The organism is Pedobacter sp., from assembly GCF_046462515.1.
Taxonomy (GTDB): domain Bacteria; phylum Bacteroidota; class Bacteroidia; order Sphingobacteriales; family Sphingobacteriaceae; genus Pedobacter.
The window spans coordinates 156,513-173,768 of record NZ_JBKGVD010000006.1 but is presented as its reverse complement, the minus strand read 5'-3'; the positions used below and the strand labels follow the sequence as shown (position 1 = coordinate 173,768).

General features: G+C 35.3%; 19 protein-coding genes. 12 read left to right on the top strand and 7 right to left on the bottom strand.

What is annotated here, in order from left to right; translation table 11 throughout:
* Positions 1 to 35: 35 nt before the first annotated feature.
* Both ACLHG9_RS06535 and ACLHG9_RS06530 read left to right on the top strand, forming a co-directional pair.
* Positions 36 to 980 carry a GLPGLI family protein gene (locus ACLHG9_RS06535; protein ID WP_410220690.1) on the top strand — a complete coding sequence of 315 codons (945 nt, stop codon included), beginning with the start codon at positions 36 to 38 and terminating at the stop codon, positions 978 to 980.
* Positions 981 to 1,012: 32 nt separating this feature from the next.
* Positions 1,013 to 3,652, top strand: coding sequence for a carboxypeptidase regulatory-like domain-containing protein (locus ACLHG9_RS06530; protein WP_410220689.1), 2,640 nt, complete (start codon positions 1,013 to 1,015; stop codon positions 3,650 to 3,652).
* A gap of 330 nt (positions 3,653 to 3,982) precedes the next feature.
* Here the strand turns inward: ACLHG9_RS06530 and ACLHG9_RS06525 are convergent, their stop codons facing one another.
* The 5 genes from ACLHG9_RS06525 to ACLHG9_RS06505 all read right to left on the bottom strand — a co-directional run bounded on the left by ACLHG9_RS06525 (position 3,983) and on the right by ACLHG9_RS06505 (position 8,440).
* The gene (locus ACLHG9_RS06525; protein ID WP_410220688.1) at positions 3,983 to 5,503 is read right to left on the bottom strand and encodes a M56 family metallopeptidase; all 1,521 of its coding nucleotides are present in this window, start codon (positions 5,501 to 5,503) and stop codon (positions 3,983 to 3,985) included.
* A gap of 3 nt (positions 5,504 to 5,506) precedes the next feature.
* On the bottom strand, positions 5,507 to 5,869 hold the full coding sequence (locus ACLHG9_RS06520) for a BlaI/MecI/CopY family transcriptional regulator (protein ID WP_410220687.1): 363 nt from the start codon (positions 5,867 to 5,869) through the stop codon (positions 5,507 to 5,509).
* A gap of 117 nt (positions 5,870 to 5,986) precedes the next feature.
* On the bottom strand, positions 5,987 to 6,502 hold the full coding sequence (locus ACLHG9_RS06515) for a hypothetical protein (RefSeq protein WP_410220686.1): 516 nt from the start codon (positions 6,500 to 6,502) through the stop codon (positions 5,987 to 5,989).
* 2 nt (positions 6,503 to 6,504) lie between these two features.
* The gene (locus ACLHG9_RS06510) at positions 6,505 to 7,008 is read right to left on the bottom strand and encodes a hypothetical protein (protein ID WP_410220685.1); all 504 of its coding nucleotides are present in this window, start codon (positions 7,006 to 7,008) and stop codon (positions 6,505 to 6,507) included.
* 10 nt (positions 7,009 to 7,018) lie between these two features.
* Positions 7,019 to 8,440 (bottom strand): dicarboxylate/amino acid:cation symporter, encoded by a 1,422-nt coding sequence (locus tag ACLHG9_RS06505; RefSeq protein WP_410220684.1) that lies wholly within the window; start codon positions 8,438 to 8,440, stop codon positions 7,019 to 7,021.
* Positions 8,441 to 8,657: 217 nt separating this feature from the next.
* On the opposite strand from ACLHG9_RS06505, the gene ACLHG9_RS06500 reads away from it, so the two are divergent.
* The 8 genes from ACLHG9_RS06500 to ACLHG9_RS06465 all read left to right on the top strand — a co-directional run bounded on the left by ACLHG9_RS06500 (position 8,658) and on the right by ACLHG9_RS06465 (position 14,554).
* The gene (locus ACLHG9_RS06500) at positions 8,658 to 9,155 is read left to right on the top strand and encodes an RNA polymerase sigma factor (protein WP_410220683.1); all 498 of its coding nucleotides are present in this window, start codon (positions 8,658 to 8,660) and stop codon (positions 9,153 to 9,155) included.
* The gene (locus ACLHG9_RS06495) at positions 9,142 to 9,741 is read left to right on the top strand and encodes a hypothetical protein (protein ID WP_410220682.1); all 600 of its coding nucleotides are present in this window, start codon (positions 9,142 to 9,144) and stop codon (positions 9,739 to 9,741) included. Before ACLHG9_RS06500 ends, ACLHG9_RS06495 begins: the two co-directional genes overlap by 14 nt.
* Before the next feature lie 98 nt (positions 9,742 to 9,839).
* Complete coding sequence (lysS, locus tag ACLHG9_RS06490; protein WP_410220681.1) at positions 9,840 to 11,561, top strand: lysine--tRNA ligase; 1,722 nt, start codon at positions 9,840 to 9,842, stop codon at positions 11,559 to 11,561.
* Positions 11,562 to 11,755: 194 nt separating this feature from the next.
* Positions 11,756 to 12,211, top strand: coding sequence for a GNAT family N-acetyltransferase (locus tag ACLHG9_RS06485; RefSeq protein WP_410220680.1), 456 nt, complete (start codon positions 11,756 to 11,758; stop codon positions 12,209 to 12,211).
* Between the two features lie 3 nt (positions 12,212 to 12,214).
* The gene (locus ACLHG9_RS06480; RefSeq protein WP_410220679.1) at positions 12,215 to 13,027 is read left to right on the top strand and encodes a DUF6597 domain-containing transcriptional factor; all 813 of its coding nucleotides are present in this window, start codon (positions 12,215 to 12,217) and stop codon (positions 13,025 to 13,027) included.
* Positions 13,028 to 13,116: 89 nt separating this feature from the next.
* Complete coding sequence (locus tag ACLHG9_RS06475; protein ID WP_410220678.1) at positions 13,117 to 13,593, top strand: DUF6265 family protein; 477 nt, start codon at positions 13,117 to 13,119, stop codon at positions 13,591 to 13,593.
* A gap of 283 nt (positions 13,594 to 13,876) precedes the next feature.
* A complete protein-coding gene (locus ACLHG9_RS06470; RefSeq protein WP_410220677.1) occupies positions 13,877 to 14,248 on the top strand; it encodes a VOC family protein in 372 nt (123 codons plus the stop codon).
* A gap of 96 nt (positions 14,249 to 14,344) precedes the next feature.
* Positions 14,345 to 14,554 (top strand): hypothetical protein, encoded by a 210-nt coding sequence (locus ACLHG9_RS06465; RefSeq protein WP_410220676.1) that lies wholly within the window; start codon positions 14,345 to 14,347, stop codon positions 14,552 to 14,554.
* Positions 14,555 to 14,606: 52 nt separating this feature from the next.
* On the opposite strand, the gene ACLHG9_RS06460 is transcribed toward ACLHG9_RS06465, so the two are convergent.
* On the bottom strand, positions 14,607 to 15,152 hold the full coding sequence (locus ACLHG9_RS06460; RefSeq protein WP_410220675.1) for a DUF2892 domain-containing protein: 546 nt from the start codon (positions 15,150 to 15,152) through the stop codon (positions 14,607 to 14,609).
* An 81-nt stretch (positions 15,153 to 15,233) separates the two neighbouring features.
* Here ACLHG9_RS06460 and ACLHG9_RS06455 point away from each other — a divergent pair, with 81 nt between their 5' ends.
* The gene (locus tag ACLHG9_RS06455; protein ID WP_243362140.1) at positions 15,234 to 15,752 is read left to right on the top strand and encodes a thioredoxin family protein; all 519 of its coding nucleotides are present in this window, start codon (positions 15,234 to 15,236) and stop codon (positions 15,750 to 15,752) included.
* Positions 15,753 to 15,754: 2 nt separating this feature from the next.
* On the top strand, positions 15,755 to 16,429 hold the full coding sequence (ung, locus tag ACLHG9_RS06450) for a uracil-DNA glycosylase (RefSeq protein WP_410220674.1): 675 nt from the start codon (positions 15,755 to 15,757) through the stop codon (positions 16,427 to 16,429).
* 338 nt (positions 16,430 to 16,767) lie between these two features.
* Here the strand turns inward: ung and ACLHG9_RS06445 are convergent, their stop codons facing one another.
* Positions 16,768 to 17,238, bottom strand: a complete 471-nt coding sequence (locus tag ACLHG9_RS06445; protein WP_243362137.1) for an Lrp/AsnC family transcriptional regulator — start codon at positions 17,236 to 17,238, stop codon at positions 16,768 to 16,770.
* Between the last annotated feature and the right edge of the window lie 18 nt (positions 17,239 to 17,256).

The window sequence follows — 17,256 nt, the reverse complement described above, 5'->3', positions numbered from 1 at the left end:
TTATTCGTAGATTTACGAAAAACAAATAGAATGTTATGAAAAAACTTTATTTTTCCCTATTGGCTGTCGTAATCGGCATCAATAGCTTTGCCCAAAAGGCTGATAAAACTCTAGCCACCATTACTTATAAGCTTTCGCACGTTAAGGACACCACCCAGCGCGACTATGTAACACCAGAAGAAATGATTGTTTTTTTAGGTAAAAATACCGCATACTATACAAGCTATGATCGTATTAAAAGAGATCTGCAGGTTAGAAAATCTATCGAAGAACAGATTAAGAACCAAGGCGGCAACCCTACTTCAATTTCCATCAACAGAGCATCAACCACTCCAGTTACCAATGTAGATTTTTATTTTTTTCTGAAAGACAACAAGTTCTTTGAAAAAGAAAACCTCATTAACGATTATCTGATAGAAAACCCTCTGGATAAGCCCAACTGGACCATTACCAAAGAAACCAAACTCATAGCCGATATGAAATGTACCAAGGCTACAGCCCGTTTTAAAGGCCGTAACTGGACAGCATGGTTTAACCCTGATATGCCTTTTCAAGCAGGTCCATGGAAACTCAATAATCTACCGGGTTTAATCATGGAAGCTTATGATGATAAGAATGAAGTTCGTTTCGACTTCATCAGTTTTGAAAAAATGACCCCTGAAAAAATAGCAGAATTAAAAGGTACTGATAATTCTAACGCTGTTCCGGGTGTAAAAATGGTAGCATTGGGCAACTCCTCTACGCTACCTTTTGAAGAAATTAAATTACCTGAGAATGCCGCACAAATAAGCGCTAAAGAACTGGCAAGATTAAAAGAAGCCAGAGATAAAGATCCTCAAGGCTTTTATAAAACGCAAATGGCAGCACGCGGAATGGATGTAAATAATATGATTTTAACCGGACGTAAAATGACGGTAGCCGCTTCGGGTCCAGCAGCTAAATTCACCTTTAACAACCCTATTGAACTGCCAGAGAAATAGATTTTATTTAAAAACCAAACACACAATATAACATGAATAAGCCAATTTGTTTATGTTTCATCATTAACCTTTTAGTCTGCTTCAGTGCACTTGCGCAAAAGCAGCTAAAAGGCAAGGTGAGCGACTCTAATGGTAAGCCCGTTGATGCTTGCCTCATTAATATTAAAGATCAGGAAGATAACATTATAAGTTATACCAGAACTAACGATAAAGGTGTTTTTAGCCTAAACCTGCCCAAAGAAGAAGCAGGGTTAAAATTAGAGGCTAAAATACTGGGTTATGCAACCGAAACAATTGAGGTTTCGAGCCAAAAAGACACCTACAATTTTATACTGAAAGAAAAAGAGCTGGAATTGAAAACGGTTGAAATTAAAAACCGCCCATCGTTAAGTTATAATGGCGATACTTTAAATTACCGAGTATCTGATTTTAGCGATAAACAAGATCGTTCTATTGGCGATGTACTTAAAAAAATGCCCGGTGTTACGGTTGAAGAAAATGGAAAAATATCATACAATGGCAAAGATGTTAAAAACCTTTACATAGATGGTGATAATGTGCTAAATGACAAATATGGCATCGGCACGAAATCTATTCCGCATGGTGCAGTTGATAAAGTACAGGTTATAGAAAATGACCAGCCTATTAAAATGCTGCAAAAAAACAATAACAGCGATGATGTGGCCATTAACCTGCAAATAAAAGATGATGCCAAGCTAAAGATGATTGGTGATATTAAAGCCGGGCTGGGTACACCCGAAAAATTTGATGGCAGTTTTAACGGTATGTTATTTAAGAAGAATACCAAGTTTGTAAACAGCGTTAAAGGTAATAACGCAGGCATAGATGCCTCCGGCGAATTAACCAGTTTTGGTTTTGCGGCAAACCCTAAACCCAGTGCATTTTTATCTGCAGGTTCTGTAGGTGTGCCTACCCTGCCAGCAAACAGAACGCTGTTCAACAATTTAGGTATAGCCAATATCAATAACCTGTTTAAATTCAATAAAGACCTGCAATTAAGAGCTAATATGCACTACCTGTACGATAAGCAGAGTATGGCTTACAACCGTTTTTCTGAAACTTATCTGGGTAATCAGACCATTAGCTACCAAGAAACACAGTACAACACCTTACAGCCGCAACGCTTAAAAGGACAGTTTACCCTTAACCAAAATAAGGAAAACAACTACCTAAATAATGCACTTACCGCCGAATACAACCCAACCAAAACCATTTCTAATGTAGTCATTAATCAGGTTACAGCTAACCAGGTATTAAGACAGGAAATGTTCGATTTTTCTAACGATCTGAATTACCGCTTCAAAATCAGCAAAAACAATACATTAAATCTGTATTCTTTTATCGATAAAAGTACACAGCCCGAAAATCTGGGCATTAGTCCCGGTATTAATGCTGATATATTGAACAACAATCAACCCTATGCCGGACTTAATCAAAAAGTAAATATTCCTGCCTTTTATACCAATAATTATGCAGCCATCAGCTTCGCAAAAGGCCAGTTTACACACTCTTATAAATTAGGCTTGAATTACCAGAACCAAACACTTAACAGTAACCTGATCAAGAATTTGGATGGCAACACGCAAACTGAGGTTGATCAAAACATGAAAAATAACCTGAGCTGGAATAAACTAAGTTATTATGCAGAATCTTCTCTTGAGTACAGTACCAGTAGAACCAAGGCCAACCTTGCCTTACCACTTAGCTGGATAGACATCAATTATAAAGATGACCTGCAAAATGTAAACAGTGGTTTAGAAAAACTGATCTTTAATCCGGTGTTCAGATTACAGCAAAAAATTGGCAGAGAAAATGAATTCAATGTAAATTATGCGTTCCGTAATAATATTGGCAATATCACAGATGTTTACCACGGCACCATTTTAAAAAATTACCGTTCATTTTTCTCTAACAATGCCCCTCTTTCTGAAAGCAATGTACATAATTTTGGCGGATCTTTTAATTACAAAAAAGCCGTAAAAATGTTCTTTGCCAATTTAGGCGCAAACTATAGTATCATAAATAATAATACGATCTCATCCTATCAGTTAACCAATAGCACACAGGAAAGAATCGTGTTACCTTTAAAGAACACTGTAAGAAGTTTAAACACTACCGCAGGCATCAGCAAGTATTTATTTGATGTAAGCACTACTGTTAATTTAAACGCCTCTTATTCTAATTCTAGTTTTAACCAGCTACAGAACAACGTATTGCTACCTTACAGCAGCAATAATTATCAGTATAAATTTGGTTTTGAAAGCAGGTTTATTAAGTCATTAAGTATAACTTATGAAGGACTTTTTAATCAATCTTTCAATACCGCAAAACAAACACAGGTTAAAACCAGCTTTAATCAGTTTAAGCAAAACGCGGGTGTGAGATATAGCATAAAAGACATCAGTTTCTTCTTAAATACCGACTATCTTCTTACCTACCAGAAGGACCAGCCGAATCTGAGTTACGTGTTTGCAGATTTTTCTATACGTTACCGTATAGCTAAAATCAAAACTGACATAGATTTTGTAGTGAATAACCTGTTTAATGTAAAGAAATTCGAGGCTATCTATGTTTCTGCCAATAATTACTCTAATGGCAGTTATAATATTCCGGGCCGTATTGCTTTACTAAAAGCCACTTTCAATTATTAAGTAAAGTAAAAAGTAACAATTAAGTTTAAACCTCTCATTGTTACATGAAACTGTTATTGTCATATTGGGCTTGTCGAAATATAAAAGCCCTTACATATAGGCTTCGACAAGCTCAGCCTGACACAAAAAGCAACAATTTAGACTTCCTAGCTTTGCGTAGCCAACCTCACAAATCACTATTTACTTTGATCATAAAATTTACGTCACCCTGAACTCGTTTCAGAGTCTATATCAATAACCAATCAGAGAAAAAACATCAATTTAGAATAACACACAAACAAAAAAGGCTTCCTGTTCAGGAAGCCTTTTTTACTATTTATTTTTAATGATTTATTGCGGTTGCTTCGTTTCTATATAAATTCCACCAACTTTAACAGGTTCTTCTTTTTTAACCACAGTAACAGATTTAATATCTTCGATATTGAGCCTTTTAACTTCACCCTCGTTAACTTTAACACCCTTAACAAAAAAATCAACTCCTTCTTCTTTAATTATTTTTGCTATGGTATTTACTTTATCTTGAGGTACATTTTTAGAAGCCACAGCTATAATATTAACTTTATCTGGAACACCCTCTTCTTTGTTTACAGGAACTCTGTAGCCTTTAACCATTACAACCTTCTTCTCATCTGCATCATTCTTATCCTGCTCACCGTTGTTGTTACGTTCTTCGTTGTCATTAATGTATATAAGCCTTGCTTGAAAAGAAAGTATGCTGCTAATTTTCTGTACAGGTTTACGAGCGTTACCGTACAATTTCACCTCTTTCTGGTTTGGGGTTCCTTTCAATGAATCTGTTGTATTGAGATCTGTACGCAATGCTGCTAAAATTGTATGCCCAACTGCTTCTTGCACAGGTTTACTTGATTTTTTAGCTATAGCAGGTCGCAAATTATCTTTTACTGTTTGTGGTTGATCTAAAACGGGATTTAAATTGATCTGCTTGATCATATTGCTTACGGGAGCTAAAGACTTAACCATTTCTTTTTTAGATATGGTAAAAGCCAACGTGGTAACCAATATAACAGGTAATATCAGTACATACAGACTTAATTTCAGTTTAGACGATGGGCGTGCATTCATCATCTTAATCCTTTGTTTCAAATCTGACAAGTTAAAATTATTAACGAACTGCACAGAATGTTGCATTTGCCCCACATCAAGTAAGCTGTATTGGTAACGTTTACGATCTATACCGTTGCTAATGATCCTCTTATCGGTAATAAATTCAAGGTTTTCTTTTACAGCCTTTTTCATTAACCATACACCTGGGTTAAACCAGTAAAAAACAACGCTCAGCTCGGCCAGTAAAATATCAACCGTATGTAATTGCTTTACGTGTATATGTTCATGTGCCAAAATGGCTTCAAGCTGCTCCTTACGATGCAATTTTGGGTTTATGTATATGCTTTTCCAAAATGAGAAAGGGCTCACATCTTCAGCAAGTATTCTCACAGGATAATTATTTAGCATACCTTTATGGCTTTTACCATGAATTCTGTATAAAGAAAAAAGCTGTGCAGCAAAACGTACAGCCATTGCAAATACACCCACGAAAAATATCAGGCTCAATACATTCCAAAAATCGTTTATCCATGGCGTATGCTCAATTTTCTGGCCCACATTGCTTAAATTAGGAACATAATCCTGCAATTTACGATCGAGATTCTGCCTATAAAAAAATTCCGTCAGATCTACAAAAGGATATAAAGTAGAAAAAAAGATCCCGAATAAGAGAAATACACGGTTAATGACATAAAAAGTAAGCTTGCGCAACCAAAAATAATAAGTTGCAGCAAATACAAGCAGCACCAGATTTATTTTAACAAGCAAAAGGAACAAATGTGGCATAACTTATTGTTCAGATTTTTCAATTAATTCAATAATCTCTTTTAGCTCTTTAGCACTTATTTTTTTGTCTTTGGCAAAAAACGCAACCAGTTCTTTGTATGAACTTTGGAAATAGTTATTTACAAAGCCATTCATAAAGCGCTTTTTATACTCTGCTTCTTTTACTGCTGCACTGTAACGAATGGCATTGGCATAACGCTCACCTTTTAAAAAGCCTTTACGCTCAAGATTTTTAACGGTAGAAGCCAAAGTAGTATAAGGTGGTTTAGGTTCTGGCATTACATCCATAAAATCTTTGATAAAACCTGGCCCTACCTGCCAAACAGCCAGCATTGCTTCTTCTTCCTGTATAGTTAACTTTTCCATTTTTAATTACGAAATAATCGTAAATATAAAAATATCTTTTTAATAAAGATGCTTTTTAGCTGAAAATAAAAAAGCCCCAACATATTCAATGTCAGGGCTTATGCCTTTTATGGGTAACTAATTTTTACTAGATCTCTGTTCGGCTTCATTTACCATTTGCTCAACCAGCTTCTGTAACTTTATAGCTCGCTCCAGGTACACAGGGTTTTCATGATAATTACTCATAAAAACAATTTTCTTGTGCTGTTTTTCATATTTAAAATCCATTTCATAACGTAACACCTTATCGTTATGTACCGAATCGCCTTTATTTATCAAGGTATCCGGAATATTAAACAAGTCTTCCTGGTTGATTTTACTATTTAGATAAATGATATTATAACTTCTCAACTTAAAAACTTTATTAATTAAGCGGTCTCTTTGATCTAAGTAACGATATGTTCCACTAACAGAACTGTAATGATTTTGCAGGCTGTCTCCTATTCCCCAGCTATAATCTAATGAAATAAATGAAGCCGAAGTGTTGGCATTCTTCTTAATCTGCAAAAAGAAATAAATGGCCATAACAACAATAGCAAGTACAGATATGCCTCCTATTAACCGTAAATTGATCTTACCTTTTTTCTTTTCCATTACTAATCTACCTTACGTTCAGCATCATTTAACATTTGCTCCAGTGTTTTCTGTACCTGAACGGCAGCGCTCTTTAATTTAGGGTTGCCATTAAAATCGGGATAAAAAGTAACTTCTTTAGATTTTCTCTGGTAGTTAAATTTCATATAGTATTTTAAGGCCTTAGGATTTTTAAGATCATCTTCACCATTGGCTATCTGCCCAGGTAAATTCCAAAAACCCTGTATATGAGCTACGCTATCCAGATAATTAAAATCCTGTGTGTTAAATTTAATGTGTTTAACCACAACAGAGTCATTGTTATTTACATATCTGTAAACGCCTGTTGCCGAATTATAAGAATTTTCAAGGCTATCGCCTACACCCCATTTATATTCAAAAGACACAAATTCTTTTGCTTTGAACGGTGCATTCCTGATAATAGGTGCATAGTAGATAATACTGTAAATAATAAATGGTACAACTACCGATAAGATTAAAAATATTTTTTTCCCTTTTGTTGTCATTCTATCTGTATTAAGCAGCGTTTAGCGCTTCTTCATCAAACTCACCTTCCCATTTGGCTATTACCACTGTTGCCAAACAGTTTCCTATTACGTTAACAGATGTTCTGGCCATATCCATCAACTCATCAACGCCCAAAATGGCCGCAATAATATAAGTAGGCAGTCCAAACTGATCGGCCGTTGCAATTAAAATAATTAAAGATGCTCTTGGTATAGCAGCAACACCTTTACTGGTAATCATCAAAGTAAACACAATAATTAATTGCTGACCAAATGATAAATGCATGCCTGCAGCCTGCGCCACAAAAATTGAAGCTAAAGAAAGGTATAAAGTTGTACCATCAAGATTAAAGCTATAACCTGTTGGAATTACAAACGATACAATTTTACGCGGAACGCCAAATTTTTCCATAGCGCTCATGGCCTTAGGTAAAGCTGCATCAGAACTGGTTGTGGCAAATGCAATAGAAACCGGTTCTTTAACCGCATTGATGAATTTCAATACAGGTATTTTCAGGTATAAGGCAACAGGTAAAAGTACCAGTAATAAGAAAGCTATTAAGGCTAAATATAAGGTTGCTACCAACATAAAAAGGTGTTTTAAAATATCAACCCCCATATGCCCAACCGTATAAGCCATTGCCGCGCCTACGCCTATTGGCGCAAAATACATAATCAGGTTGGTAAACTTGAACATGGTTTCTGAAAGACTTTCGCAGAAATCTACCAAGGGTTTTCTTTTCTTTTCTTCAACCATAGCCAAGCCTATACCAAACAGTACGGCAAAAATTACAATCTGTAATACCTGTGCCTCGTAAACTGCTTTTACAATATTTTCAGGAAAAATATCCCTGAAAAAAGAGAAAGTTTTATACACCCAGTGTACCGAATCAGGTATATGCTCTAATAATTTAACATCAGCAGTATTTACAGGTGCTTTAGGCAATTCTTCGTGAGCCATTTTACTTACGTCCACGCCAACACCTGCTTTAGAAAGGTTAATGGCAGCCAAACCTATAAATAAAGCCATGGTAGTAGCACAATAGAAATACAGCATTGATTTCCATGCCATTCTACCTACCTGCTTTAAATCAGAATGCCCAGCAATACCATATACCAATGTTGCAAATAAAATAGGTCCTACAATGGTTTTAACCAGTTTGATAAAACCTTTACTTAATGGTTGGAAAGCAATGGCAAGACCAGGAAAATCTACACCCAGAAAAATCCCCAGCAGCATACAGGTCAAAATCCATGTGGTTAAGTTTTTCTTAACAAATGCATGCACAACCAAAATAATGGCCAGAACCCAACGGGTAGCCATCATCATTTGTTCAGGAACTGCTACCAGGCCAAATTCTTTTAATAAGGTAATGATGATCGCAATAGTAACGGCAATTAAAGTAATAAAACCGATCCGAGATTTTTTCATTTTTTAGTTTTAGTTAGTGTAAAGGGGCTTCTTCTTAATTGTCTGTCTTCTTTTTTATTCTTGCTGATAAAGATTTAATAGCTCAGTACCTGTGCAATGAATTTGACAAAAATAATTATTTGGCTTTAGCAAGCAAACATTTATTATATTAGACGGGCAATAAAGCTTGTAACAATTTATGTGAGCTTTATTCTAATGTATACACCCAATCCTATAAATGGACTTAAAAGATCAGCTTTTTAAAGAAATTTTTGACAAGAATTCCAAGAAGATTTTTCACCTCTGTTACGGTTATACCGGCGATAAGGATGCGGCTAATGACCTATTACAGGAAACGTTTTTAAAAGTTTGGCAGAACTTAGATAAATTCAGAAACAAATCACTGATATCAACCTGGATTTACCGTATTGCCGTAAACACATGTTTAACTTATCTGCGTTCAGAAAAAAGACAGTCTAAAGACGAATTAACTGATAATATTATTGAGAACAGAGTAGAAGAATATTCTGAAAAGAATGAACAGATAGCTTTATTGTATAAATCTATTGCTAAGTTAGAAGAGAATGACCGTTTAATTATTACCATGGTTTTAGATGAGCTGCCTTACAATGAAATTGCAGAAATATCAGGTATTAGTGAAGGCAATCTGAGAGTAAAAATCCATCGTATCAAACAAAAACTTACCGAAATTTATAATCAACATGCAAGAATTTGATCACATAGAAGCAATTTGGGCTCAGCATAACGTTGATGTTAAAATATCTGCCGATGAAATGCTGAAACAGGCTAAGAAAGAGGTAAACAGCATTAAGACCAAATCACTATTAACTATTGCAGGCATGACGCTTTCAATCATAGCTATTGCTGTATTATGGCTCTTTTTTGATTTTAAATCCATTACTACCCATATAGGCATAAGTATTGTAATTCTGGCCATAGCTATCTATACCTTTATCTTATACAGAAACTATAAAACTTTAACCAATACCGATTTTACCAGGCATCCGGCCGACTTTATTGCAGATCTAAAAAGTTACCAGATACAACGATATAAAATTTATAGTAAATTATACTGGTTTTATATGATAGCCCTATCAATTGGGATGATCCTTTATTTCTTTGAAATACTGATGATGATGAGCATACCGATGCAGATCCTTACTTGGGTAATTACTTTTGGATGGGTTGTGTTTTGCTCTACACTGGTAAGGAAAGCCGTTATCAAAAAAGATAAGGAACGCATTACTTTGCTCATAGATAAATTTGAGCGTATAAACAACCAGTTTAACGAACCAAAATAGTTTTTAGCCCGATATTTTTCGCTTTTAAAAGCAAATTAAAATTGCTATAACCCTGTGTTTTATAGCTACAATTATTATTTTTGCAAAAATTTTTATAGATGAGTTTAGGACTTTCAGAACAGGAGATATTACGTCGCGAATCATTAAAACAATTACGCGAACTGGGTATTAACCCCTATCCTGCCGAAGCATATGAAATTAATGCTTACGCCGCAGACATTAACGAAAACTACGAAAGAGATAAAACAGCTTATAAGAATATCAGCATTGCAGGCAGATTAATGACCCGCCGTATTATGGGTAGCGCATCTTTTGCCGAATTGCAGGATAGTACAGGGCGTGTTCAATTATATTTAAAACGTGATGATCTTTGTCCGGGCGAAGACAAAACTTTATACAATACTGTTTTCAAAAAGCTTTTAGACCTTGGCGATTATATTGGTATCAAAGGTTATGTGTTTACTACACAAACCGGCGAGATTTCTGTTCACGTTACTGCTTTAACTGTTTTAGCCAAATCATTAAAACCACTTCCGGTAGTAAAACGCGATGACGATGGCAATATATATGATGGATTTACCGATCCTGAGCTACGTTACCGCATGCGCTATGTAGATTTGACTGTTAATCCTGATTACAAGCAGATTTTCATCAACCGCTCAAAAGTGATCAACACCATGCGCAACTACTTTGACAGCCAGGGCTGGATGGAAGTAGAAACGCCTATTTTACAGGCCGTACATGGTGGTGCGGCGGCACGTCCATTTGCCACACACCACAATACCTTAGATATGCCTTTGTTCTTACGTATAGCTAATGAGCTTTACTTAAAACGTTTGATCGTGGCTGGTTTTGATGGGGTATATGAATTTGGTAAGATGTTCCGTAACGAGGGAATGGACAGAACGCACAATCCGGAGTTTACCTCAATGGAAATCTATGTGGCTTACAAAGATTATGTGTGGATGATGAAAATGGTGGAAGAATGTCTTGAAAAAGTAGCATTGGCCATTCACAATTCGCCAGTAGTAAAAGTAGGTAAACATGATATTGATTTTTCAGGACCATATGAGCGCTTAACGATGTATGAATCGATCCAGAAATATACAGGTATCGATATATCTAACATGAACGAAGCAGAACTGGCTCAAACCTGTAAAAATCTGGGTATTGAAATAGACAATACAATGGGCAGAGGCAAACTGATTGACGAAATATTTAGTGAAAAAGTTGAAGCCAACCTTATACAGCCTACTTTCATTACTGATTACCCGATTGAAATGACACCTCTTGCTAAAAAACACCGCAGCAAAGAGGGTTTGGTAGAGCGTTTTGAGTTATTTGTAAACGGTAAAGAAATAGCCAATGCTTATTCAGAATTGAATGACCCTATTGATCAGAAAGAACGCTTTGAAGAGCAATTAAAATTAGCTGCAAGAGGCGATGATGAAGCTATGGCTATGGACGATGATTTTGTACGCGCTTTAGAATATGGCATGCCTCCTACCTCAGGTTTAGGAATTGGAATAGACCGTTTAGTCATGTTAATGACCAACCAAAGTACCATACAAGAAGTATTGTTCTTCCCGCAAATGCGTCCTGAGAAAAAAGCTAAAATAACTACGGATCAGGATTTTGTAGATGCAGGTGTAACTGCAGAATGGGTGCCTGTAATCAGAAAAATGGGTTTTAACACCGTTGAAGAGTTAAAAGCAGGTAATCCTAATAAAGTATTTAATGATTTAGGTGGTATGCGCAAAAAACTTAAGTTAGAAATAGCCATGCCTACCAAAGACGAAGTAATGAACTGGTTTAACTAAGCCTTCATCACCTCAAACTCTTATTAAAAAGGGTATTCAAAAAGTTTCACCGTCATTCCGTACCCGGTACGGAATCTTATACCAAGATCCTGAAACGACTTGCTCCGGATTCACTCGGGAAGTTCAGGATGACGAAAAACGACTTTCTGAATACCCTTTAATTTTATATATTTAGTACAATCAAATTTAATCAGATGAAAATAAGAGAAGCCTTAATCAGCGATATTGAACAGATGCAATTTGTAAGAAACGCGGTTAAAGAAAATATGCTTTCTAATCCAAACTTGGTTACAGATCGGGATTGCGAAGAATTTATGACTATAAGGGGCAAAGGATGGGTGTGTGAAATAGATCACAAAATAGTGGGCTTTTCTATTGTTGACCTGAAAGACAATAATATCTGGGCCTTATTTGTGCATCCTGATTTTGATAAACAAGGCATTGGCAGACAATTGCATGATATCATGCTCAACTGGTATTTTTCACAAACCGACACTACGGTATGGCTAGGCACCGCTCCAAATACCCGTGCAGAAACTTTTTATCAGAGAAAGGGATGGAACGTTATAGGAACCCACGGAAAAGGCGAAATAAAATTTGAAATGACGGCACAAAGCTGGAAAGATATACAGAAAAACAAAGCCTGTTAACATTTGAAATACCAAACCTATAAACCACATACAGACCTTAGCGCATTTATAAAATGCTACTGGACACTTGAAAGCCCTAAAGAAGAAAAACCACAGAAACAAACCATCGTTCCAGATGGTTGCATGGAAATGATTTTTCATTATGGAGATCTGTATAGGCAATACATAGATAAAACAAAAAGTATTATACAGCCCCGATGTTTCGTTTTTGGGCAACTATCGCAATCTCTTGAAATAGAGCCTATGGGAACAACAGGTATTTTTGCTGTACGTTTTCATCCAGAAGGCTTTATACCATTTGCCACTATTCCCATAAAAACGATGGAAAATCGTGCTGTTCCTCTAACTGAATTATTTGGAGAGAAAGGCAATGAAATTGCCCAAAAAATATTAACGGCACCTATAACCAACCAACGAATTATACTGATAGAAACCTTTTTAAATGAATACCTAAAAAACACCAATATAATTAACAACATTGTAAAATCTGTAGTAGAAACCATTATTACAGCCAATGGGCAGCTTAGCATTCATGAGGTTTCTGAACGTCAAAAAATAAACCGTAGAAAATTGGAACGAAGTTTTGCTTCGGCTATAGGCTTAAGTCCCAAGCAACTTTCAAAAACCATTAGGTTACAAGCTACACTTAAACTACTATTGAACAAACAATTTACCAGTTTTACGCATCTGGCTTATGAAAGTGAATATTATGATCAAGCGCATTTCATCAAAGATTTTAAGGAATTTACCGGCTTAACACCTAAAGAATTCTATGGAGAAAATTTAAAGCTATCAGCCTTGTTCTATAAAGATTAAAAGAAGCTGATCATATTGTCGCATTTTTACAATTTCTAAAACAGCGTCATATCTTTCTTTGTAAAAAAGAAATCTAAAACCTGATCATTATGAAAAAAACAAACCACAGTGCAGTGCTTATAGGATTAATCATGTTATGCAGCTACAATGTATCCGCTCAATCGCAAATCAAAAAAGCAGAATGGCTTACGGGTACATGGGAAAACAAAACTTCGAGAGGAAATTTGTACGAAGAATGGAAAAAGATAAGCAATCATGAATTTATAGGTAAAAGCTATATGCTAAAAGAAAAAGATACAATAGTATTTGAGACTTTACGCTTAGCAGTTGAGGGCAATAATTTATTCTATATCCCAACGGTTAAAAATCAGAATGATGGCAAACCCATAAAATTTGCATTAAAAACCCTTTCAGATACACAGCTGGTTTTTGAAAATCCGCAACATGATTTCCCTCAGGTTATTACCTACACCAAAATCAAACCAGATTCACTCGTAGCTGAAATTTCGGGCACAAGAAACGGACAACATAGAAAACAGGTATTTCCGATGAGGAAAGTGAAATAATCTCAAACAAGATTGATTTACAACATATTGTTTTGTAAATCAATCTACTATGCTTATTTTAGAGAACATAAAGTATCTGGCAGCTTAGTTTAGTAAAAAATAAAAAGATTGCCGAACTGTACAGAGGTTATGCTAATTTTCAGTTTAAAGTATAGATTCTCCGTAACACACATACCGGAAGAATTGATCAACTTTCTAAAAAATTGTTTAAAGCAATCAATTACGCAATTCGGGTGTTTTATATCTGAAATAATTTAAACACATACTAATCTTATCCATCATCATGAAAGAACTTTTACAGGGAATTGACACCATAATTATACGTGTATCATCTATTAGAAAAGCAGCAACTTGGTACAAAGAAAAATTAGAATTAAACGCTTTATGGGAAGATGAAAACTTAAACTTAGTGGTATTAGATACCAACAGTCCAGTAAGCATTACCCTATGGCAAACTAAAGAACCGATAAGTATCAATAAGAAAACTGCCGCTTACCCTATCTTTAAAACACCAGATGCCGATCAGCTTAGAGAGGCGCTTAAACTTAAAGGTATTGAGGTTGATGAGGTTCTTCAGGATGACCATGTGAGGTATTTCTTTTTTTATGATCCAGATGGAAATGTACTCGAAGCCTGCCAGGTTATAGCTCATTAGCAACGGTTTATTAACACAATCATAACAAAAATATAAAGGCATGCTAAACTTACCATTGTATGCCTTTCTTAATTTTAAGCAATAAAAAAGAATGTTATGAACACTTCGAGCATAGAAATTACCGAAAAAGAATATTGTATAAAATTAAGTCGAGAAGCTTTTGACCTTTCCTTGATCAGACAATTGATTAAACGCATACAAGCAGAAGAGCTCTTCTTTAAAAAGAGCTACGAAGACGATGACATCATCAGCAAAGGGCATGACAGTCATTTTGAAGAAAATTTTGACAGGCTTTGCGATAAATAAAAAAACCGGTCAGATTTAAACTAACCGGTTTTAAATTCATTTGTGCTTAATATTATCTGTGGCTGTAACGCACCTGGGTTTGTCTGTCCAACATACCCAACTGGTCTTTCATTTGTTTAATCTGATCGGCCAATAATTTATTCTTATCCGCCTTTTTAGCATCTGCTAAATACATTTGAGCCTCACGTTTATTTCTTTTAGCCATAGCAATACCTGCTAAACTCAATTTAGCCAAGGCAATGTTATGATCCATATGCAATCCAAGATTTAAAGCAGCCTTAAAATATTTTTCAGATTTCATAGGAGCAGTTCTTGATTCTATTAAACCGATTAACAGGTTAAAATAACCATGTTGCATTCTGTTAAGCTGTGTTTCGTAATGGGTAATCCTGCCTAAAAATACAGCGGCTTTATCCATATTGTCTTTACGCAGATACCATTGCGCAATCAGCATGTTTTCATTATAGAAGTAGGTAATGAACAAACATATACTAAAAAATACTGCTAATAAACCCCAGCCCCAATGACCAAAAATAAACAATGCTACTGCAGCACCTACCAAAGCAAAACCAATAATTAGACGTACTAAATTTGACATAGTTTTTTAATATTTGTGCAAATATCGCTTTTCTGTTGCACATAATTGAGTTTTAATTGTAAATTAAACGAAAAAATAAAGATGAAAAACAAATTACTAATCCTCTTGTCTTTTATAGGCTTTACCGCCAGTGCACAAGAGTTAAATAAAAAAATTGAAGACCAGATTAAGCATAAAGAAGTGATGTTAAACCAATGTACAAGAGAAGGTATTATTAATTTTCCTGAATTTAAGGCCAGTTATGATGTTAATTACGAGAATTACAAAGTAGATTCTACTCAGTTAAAAGATCTTAAAAAATTAGCAGGTGATAAAAAAATTACCGTAGTAATGGGTACATGGTGTGGCGATAGTAAGTTTCAGGTTCCGCATTTTATTAAAATTGCCGATGCCTTACATATCGACAAAAACATCACTTTCATTTGCGTAGATGGTAATAAAAAAGCAGAAAACGGCTTGATAGACAACCTTAAAATAGAACGTGTACCTACTTTCATTTTCTTCGATAAAAAAGGACAAGAATTAGGAAGAATTACCGAATCCCCTAAAAAGTCGTTGGAAATAGACATGAAAGAAATATTAACCGCAAAAACCAAATAGTTTTGGCTGTAGAATTAGAAAGCAGCTGGTTAGCGGTACTTAAAAACGAGTTTGACCAGCCTTACATGAAAGAACTCAAGGCCTTTCTGTTAAGTGAAAAACAGAAAGGCTTCACCATTTTTCCTAAAAGTGCTGATATATTCAATGCTTTTAAACATACGCCTTTTGATAAGGTAAAAGTGGTAATCCTGGGTCAAGATCCTTATCATGGTGTAAACCAAGCGCATGGACTTTCTTTTTCAGTTCAAAAAGGCATCACACCCCCACCCTCTTTAAAAAACATCTATAAAGAGCTAGCAGATGAATTTCCTGATTTTAAAACCCCCGATCATGGCGATCTTACTTCATGGGCCGATCAGGGCGTATTATTGTTAAATGCCACCTTAACGGTAAGGGCAAATACAGCCGGATCGCATCAGAACAAGGGATGGGAACAATTTACTGATCAGGTAATCAGGGTTTTATCTGCAAAAAAAACAGGGCTGGTATTTATTCTTTGGGGAAATTATGCCAAACAAAAAGAAGCGCTTATAGATAAGAGTAAGCATTTTATCATTAAATCTGCACACCCCTCTCCTTTCTCGGCTTATAACGGATTTTTCGGATCAAAACCTTTTAGCAAAACCAACCAGATTTTAGAACAGGAAGGTAAAGAACCTATTAACTGGCAGGTTTAAATATCAATCGTTGCAATATAAAGCTTAACTAAGATAACTGAGAAAATCTAAGCTGGTAATAAGTTTAAACAAAATATTTAATCATATTACTTATATTTAATATCAGTTATGATTAGCAAGGATTTTCAAGATGAATTAGAATACAATGTAACCGGAACTTGCATTATTGAAAGTCCCAAAAGGGCTATTGATCAACTTTAATTGCACCAATATCATCCCAAACAGGTAAAGAACCGTTTATAAAGGAATATTATCGAGCTATCTTTAAAAAAGAACCCTTTTAATATATCTTAGAATTCTCAGGCAGTTAAAAACCAGAATTGACTGCTTAAAAACAATTAATACTCTAACGGAACAATAGGTTCTTTTTTGGTAGTTGACATAATCATCATGGTTTGAAAAGTCTTCACCACAGAAATCTTGCTAATCTTATCCATAATTAAGCGCTCATAAGCTTTAATATCGCTTACATACACTTTAAGTAAGAAATCAGCCTGTCCTGTCACGTGATGGCACTCGGTAACCTCTTTAATCTGGTTTACCTCATCCAAAAAAGTTTGTATCGTGTTATTCTTATGAAAATCTAACTGAATTTGTATAAAAGTTTTTATGCCTAAACCCAGTTTCTCCTCGTCAACCAAAGCATGATAGCTTTTGATATACCCTGCCATTTCAAGTTTACGCACCCTTTCTAAAGTAGGTGCAGGCGATAAACCTATTTCCTGAGATAACAATAAATTGGTTATTCTGCCATTTTCCTGTAATAGCTTTAAGATTTTAAAATCAATTTTATCTAATTCTGCTGCCATATGTTTGGTTAATATACT

Bases quoted from the DNA above. Each gene is read 5' to 3' on its own strand.
- ACLHG9_RS06465 (WP_410220676.1), top strand. From the start codon at position 14,345: ATGAACACTTCGAGCATAGAAATTACCGAAAAAGAATATTGTATAAAA.
- ACLHG9_RS06525 (WP_410220688.1), bottom strand. From the start codon at position 5,503: ATGCCACATTTGTTCCTTTTGCTTGTTAAAATAAATCTGGTGCTGCTT.
- ACLHG9_RS06495 (WP_410220682.1), top strand. From the start codon at position 9,142: ATGCAAGAATTTGATCACATAGAAGCAATTTGGGCTCAGCATAACGTT.
- ACLHG9_RS06510 (WP_410220685.1), bottom strand. From the start codon at position 7,008: ATGACAACAAAAGGGAAAAAAATATTTTTAATCTTATCGGTAGTTGTA.
- ACLHG9_RS06515 (WP_410220686.1), bottom strand. From the start codon at position 6,502: ATGGAAAAGAAAAAAGGTAAGATCAATTTACGGTTAATAGGAGGCATA.
- ACLHG9_RS06455 (WP_243362140.1), top strand. From the start codon at position 15,234: ATGAAAAACAAATTACTAATCCTCTTGTCTTTTATAGGCTTTACCGCC.
- ACLHG9_RS06475 (WP_410220678.1), top strand. From the start codon at position 13,117: ATGAAAAAAACAAACCACAGTGCAGTGCTTATAGGATTAATCATGTTA.
- ACLHG9_RS06535 (WP_410220690.1), top strand. From the start codon at position 36: ATGAAAAAACTTTATTTTTCCCTATTGGCTGTCGTAATCGGCATCAAT.
- ACLHG9_RS06520 (WP_410220687.1), bottom strand. From the start codon at position 5,869: ATGGAAAAGTTAACTATACAGGAAGAAGAAGCAATGCTGGCTGTTTGG.
- ACLHG9_RS06460 (WP_410220675.1), bottom strand. From the start codon at position 15,152: ATGTCAAATTTAGTACGTCTAATTATTGGTTTTGCTTTGGTAGGTGCT.
- lysS (WP_410220681.1), top strand. From the start codon at position 9,840: ATGAGTTTAGGACTTTCAGAACAGGAGATATTACGTCGCGAATCATTA.
- ACLHG9_RS06530 (WP_410220689.1), top strand. From the start codon at position 1,013: ATGAATAAGCCAATTTGTTTATGTTTCATCATTAACCTTTTAGTCTGC.
- ACLHG9_RS06485 (WP_410220680.1), top strand. From the start codon at position 11,756: ATGAAAATAAGAGAAGCCTTAATCAGCGATATTGAACAGATGCAATTT.
- ACLHG9_RS06500 (WP_410220683.1), top strand. From the start codon at position 8,658: ATGGACTTAAAAGATCAGCTTTTTAAAGAAATTTTTGACAAGAATTCC.
- ACLHG9_RS06445 (WP_243362137.1), bottom strand. From the start codon at position 17,238: ATGGCAGCAGAATTAGATAAAATTGATTTTAAAATCTTAAAGCTATTA.
- ACLHG9_RS06470 (WP_410220677.1), top strand. From the start codon at position 13,877: ATGAAAGAACTTTTACAGGGAATTGACACCATAATTATACGTGTATCA.
- ACLHG9_RS06505 (WP_410220684.1), bottom strand. From the start codon at position 8,440: ATGAAAAAATCTCGGATCGGTTTTATTACTTTAATTGCCGTTACTATT.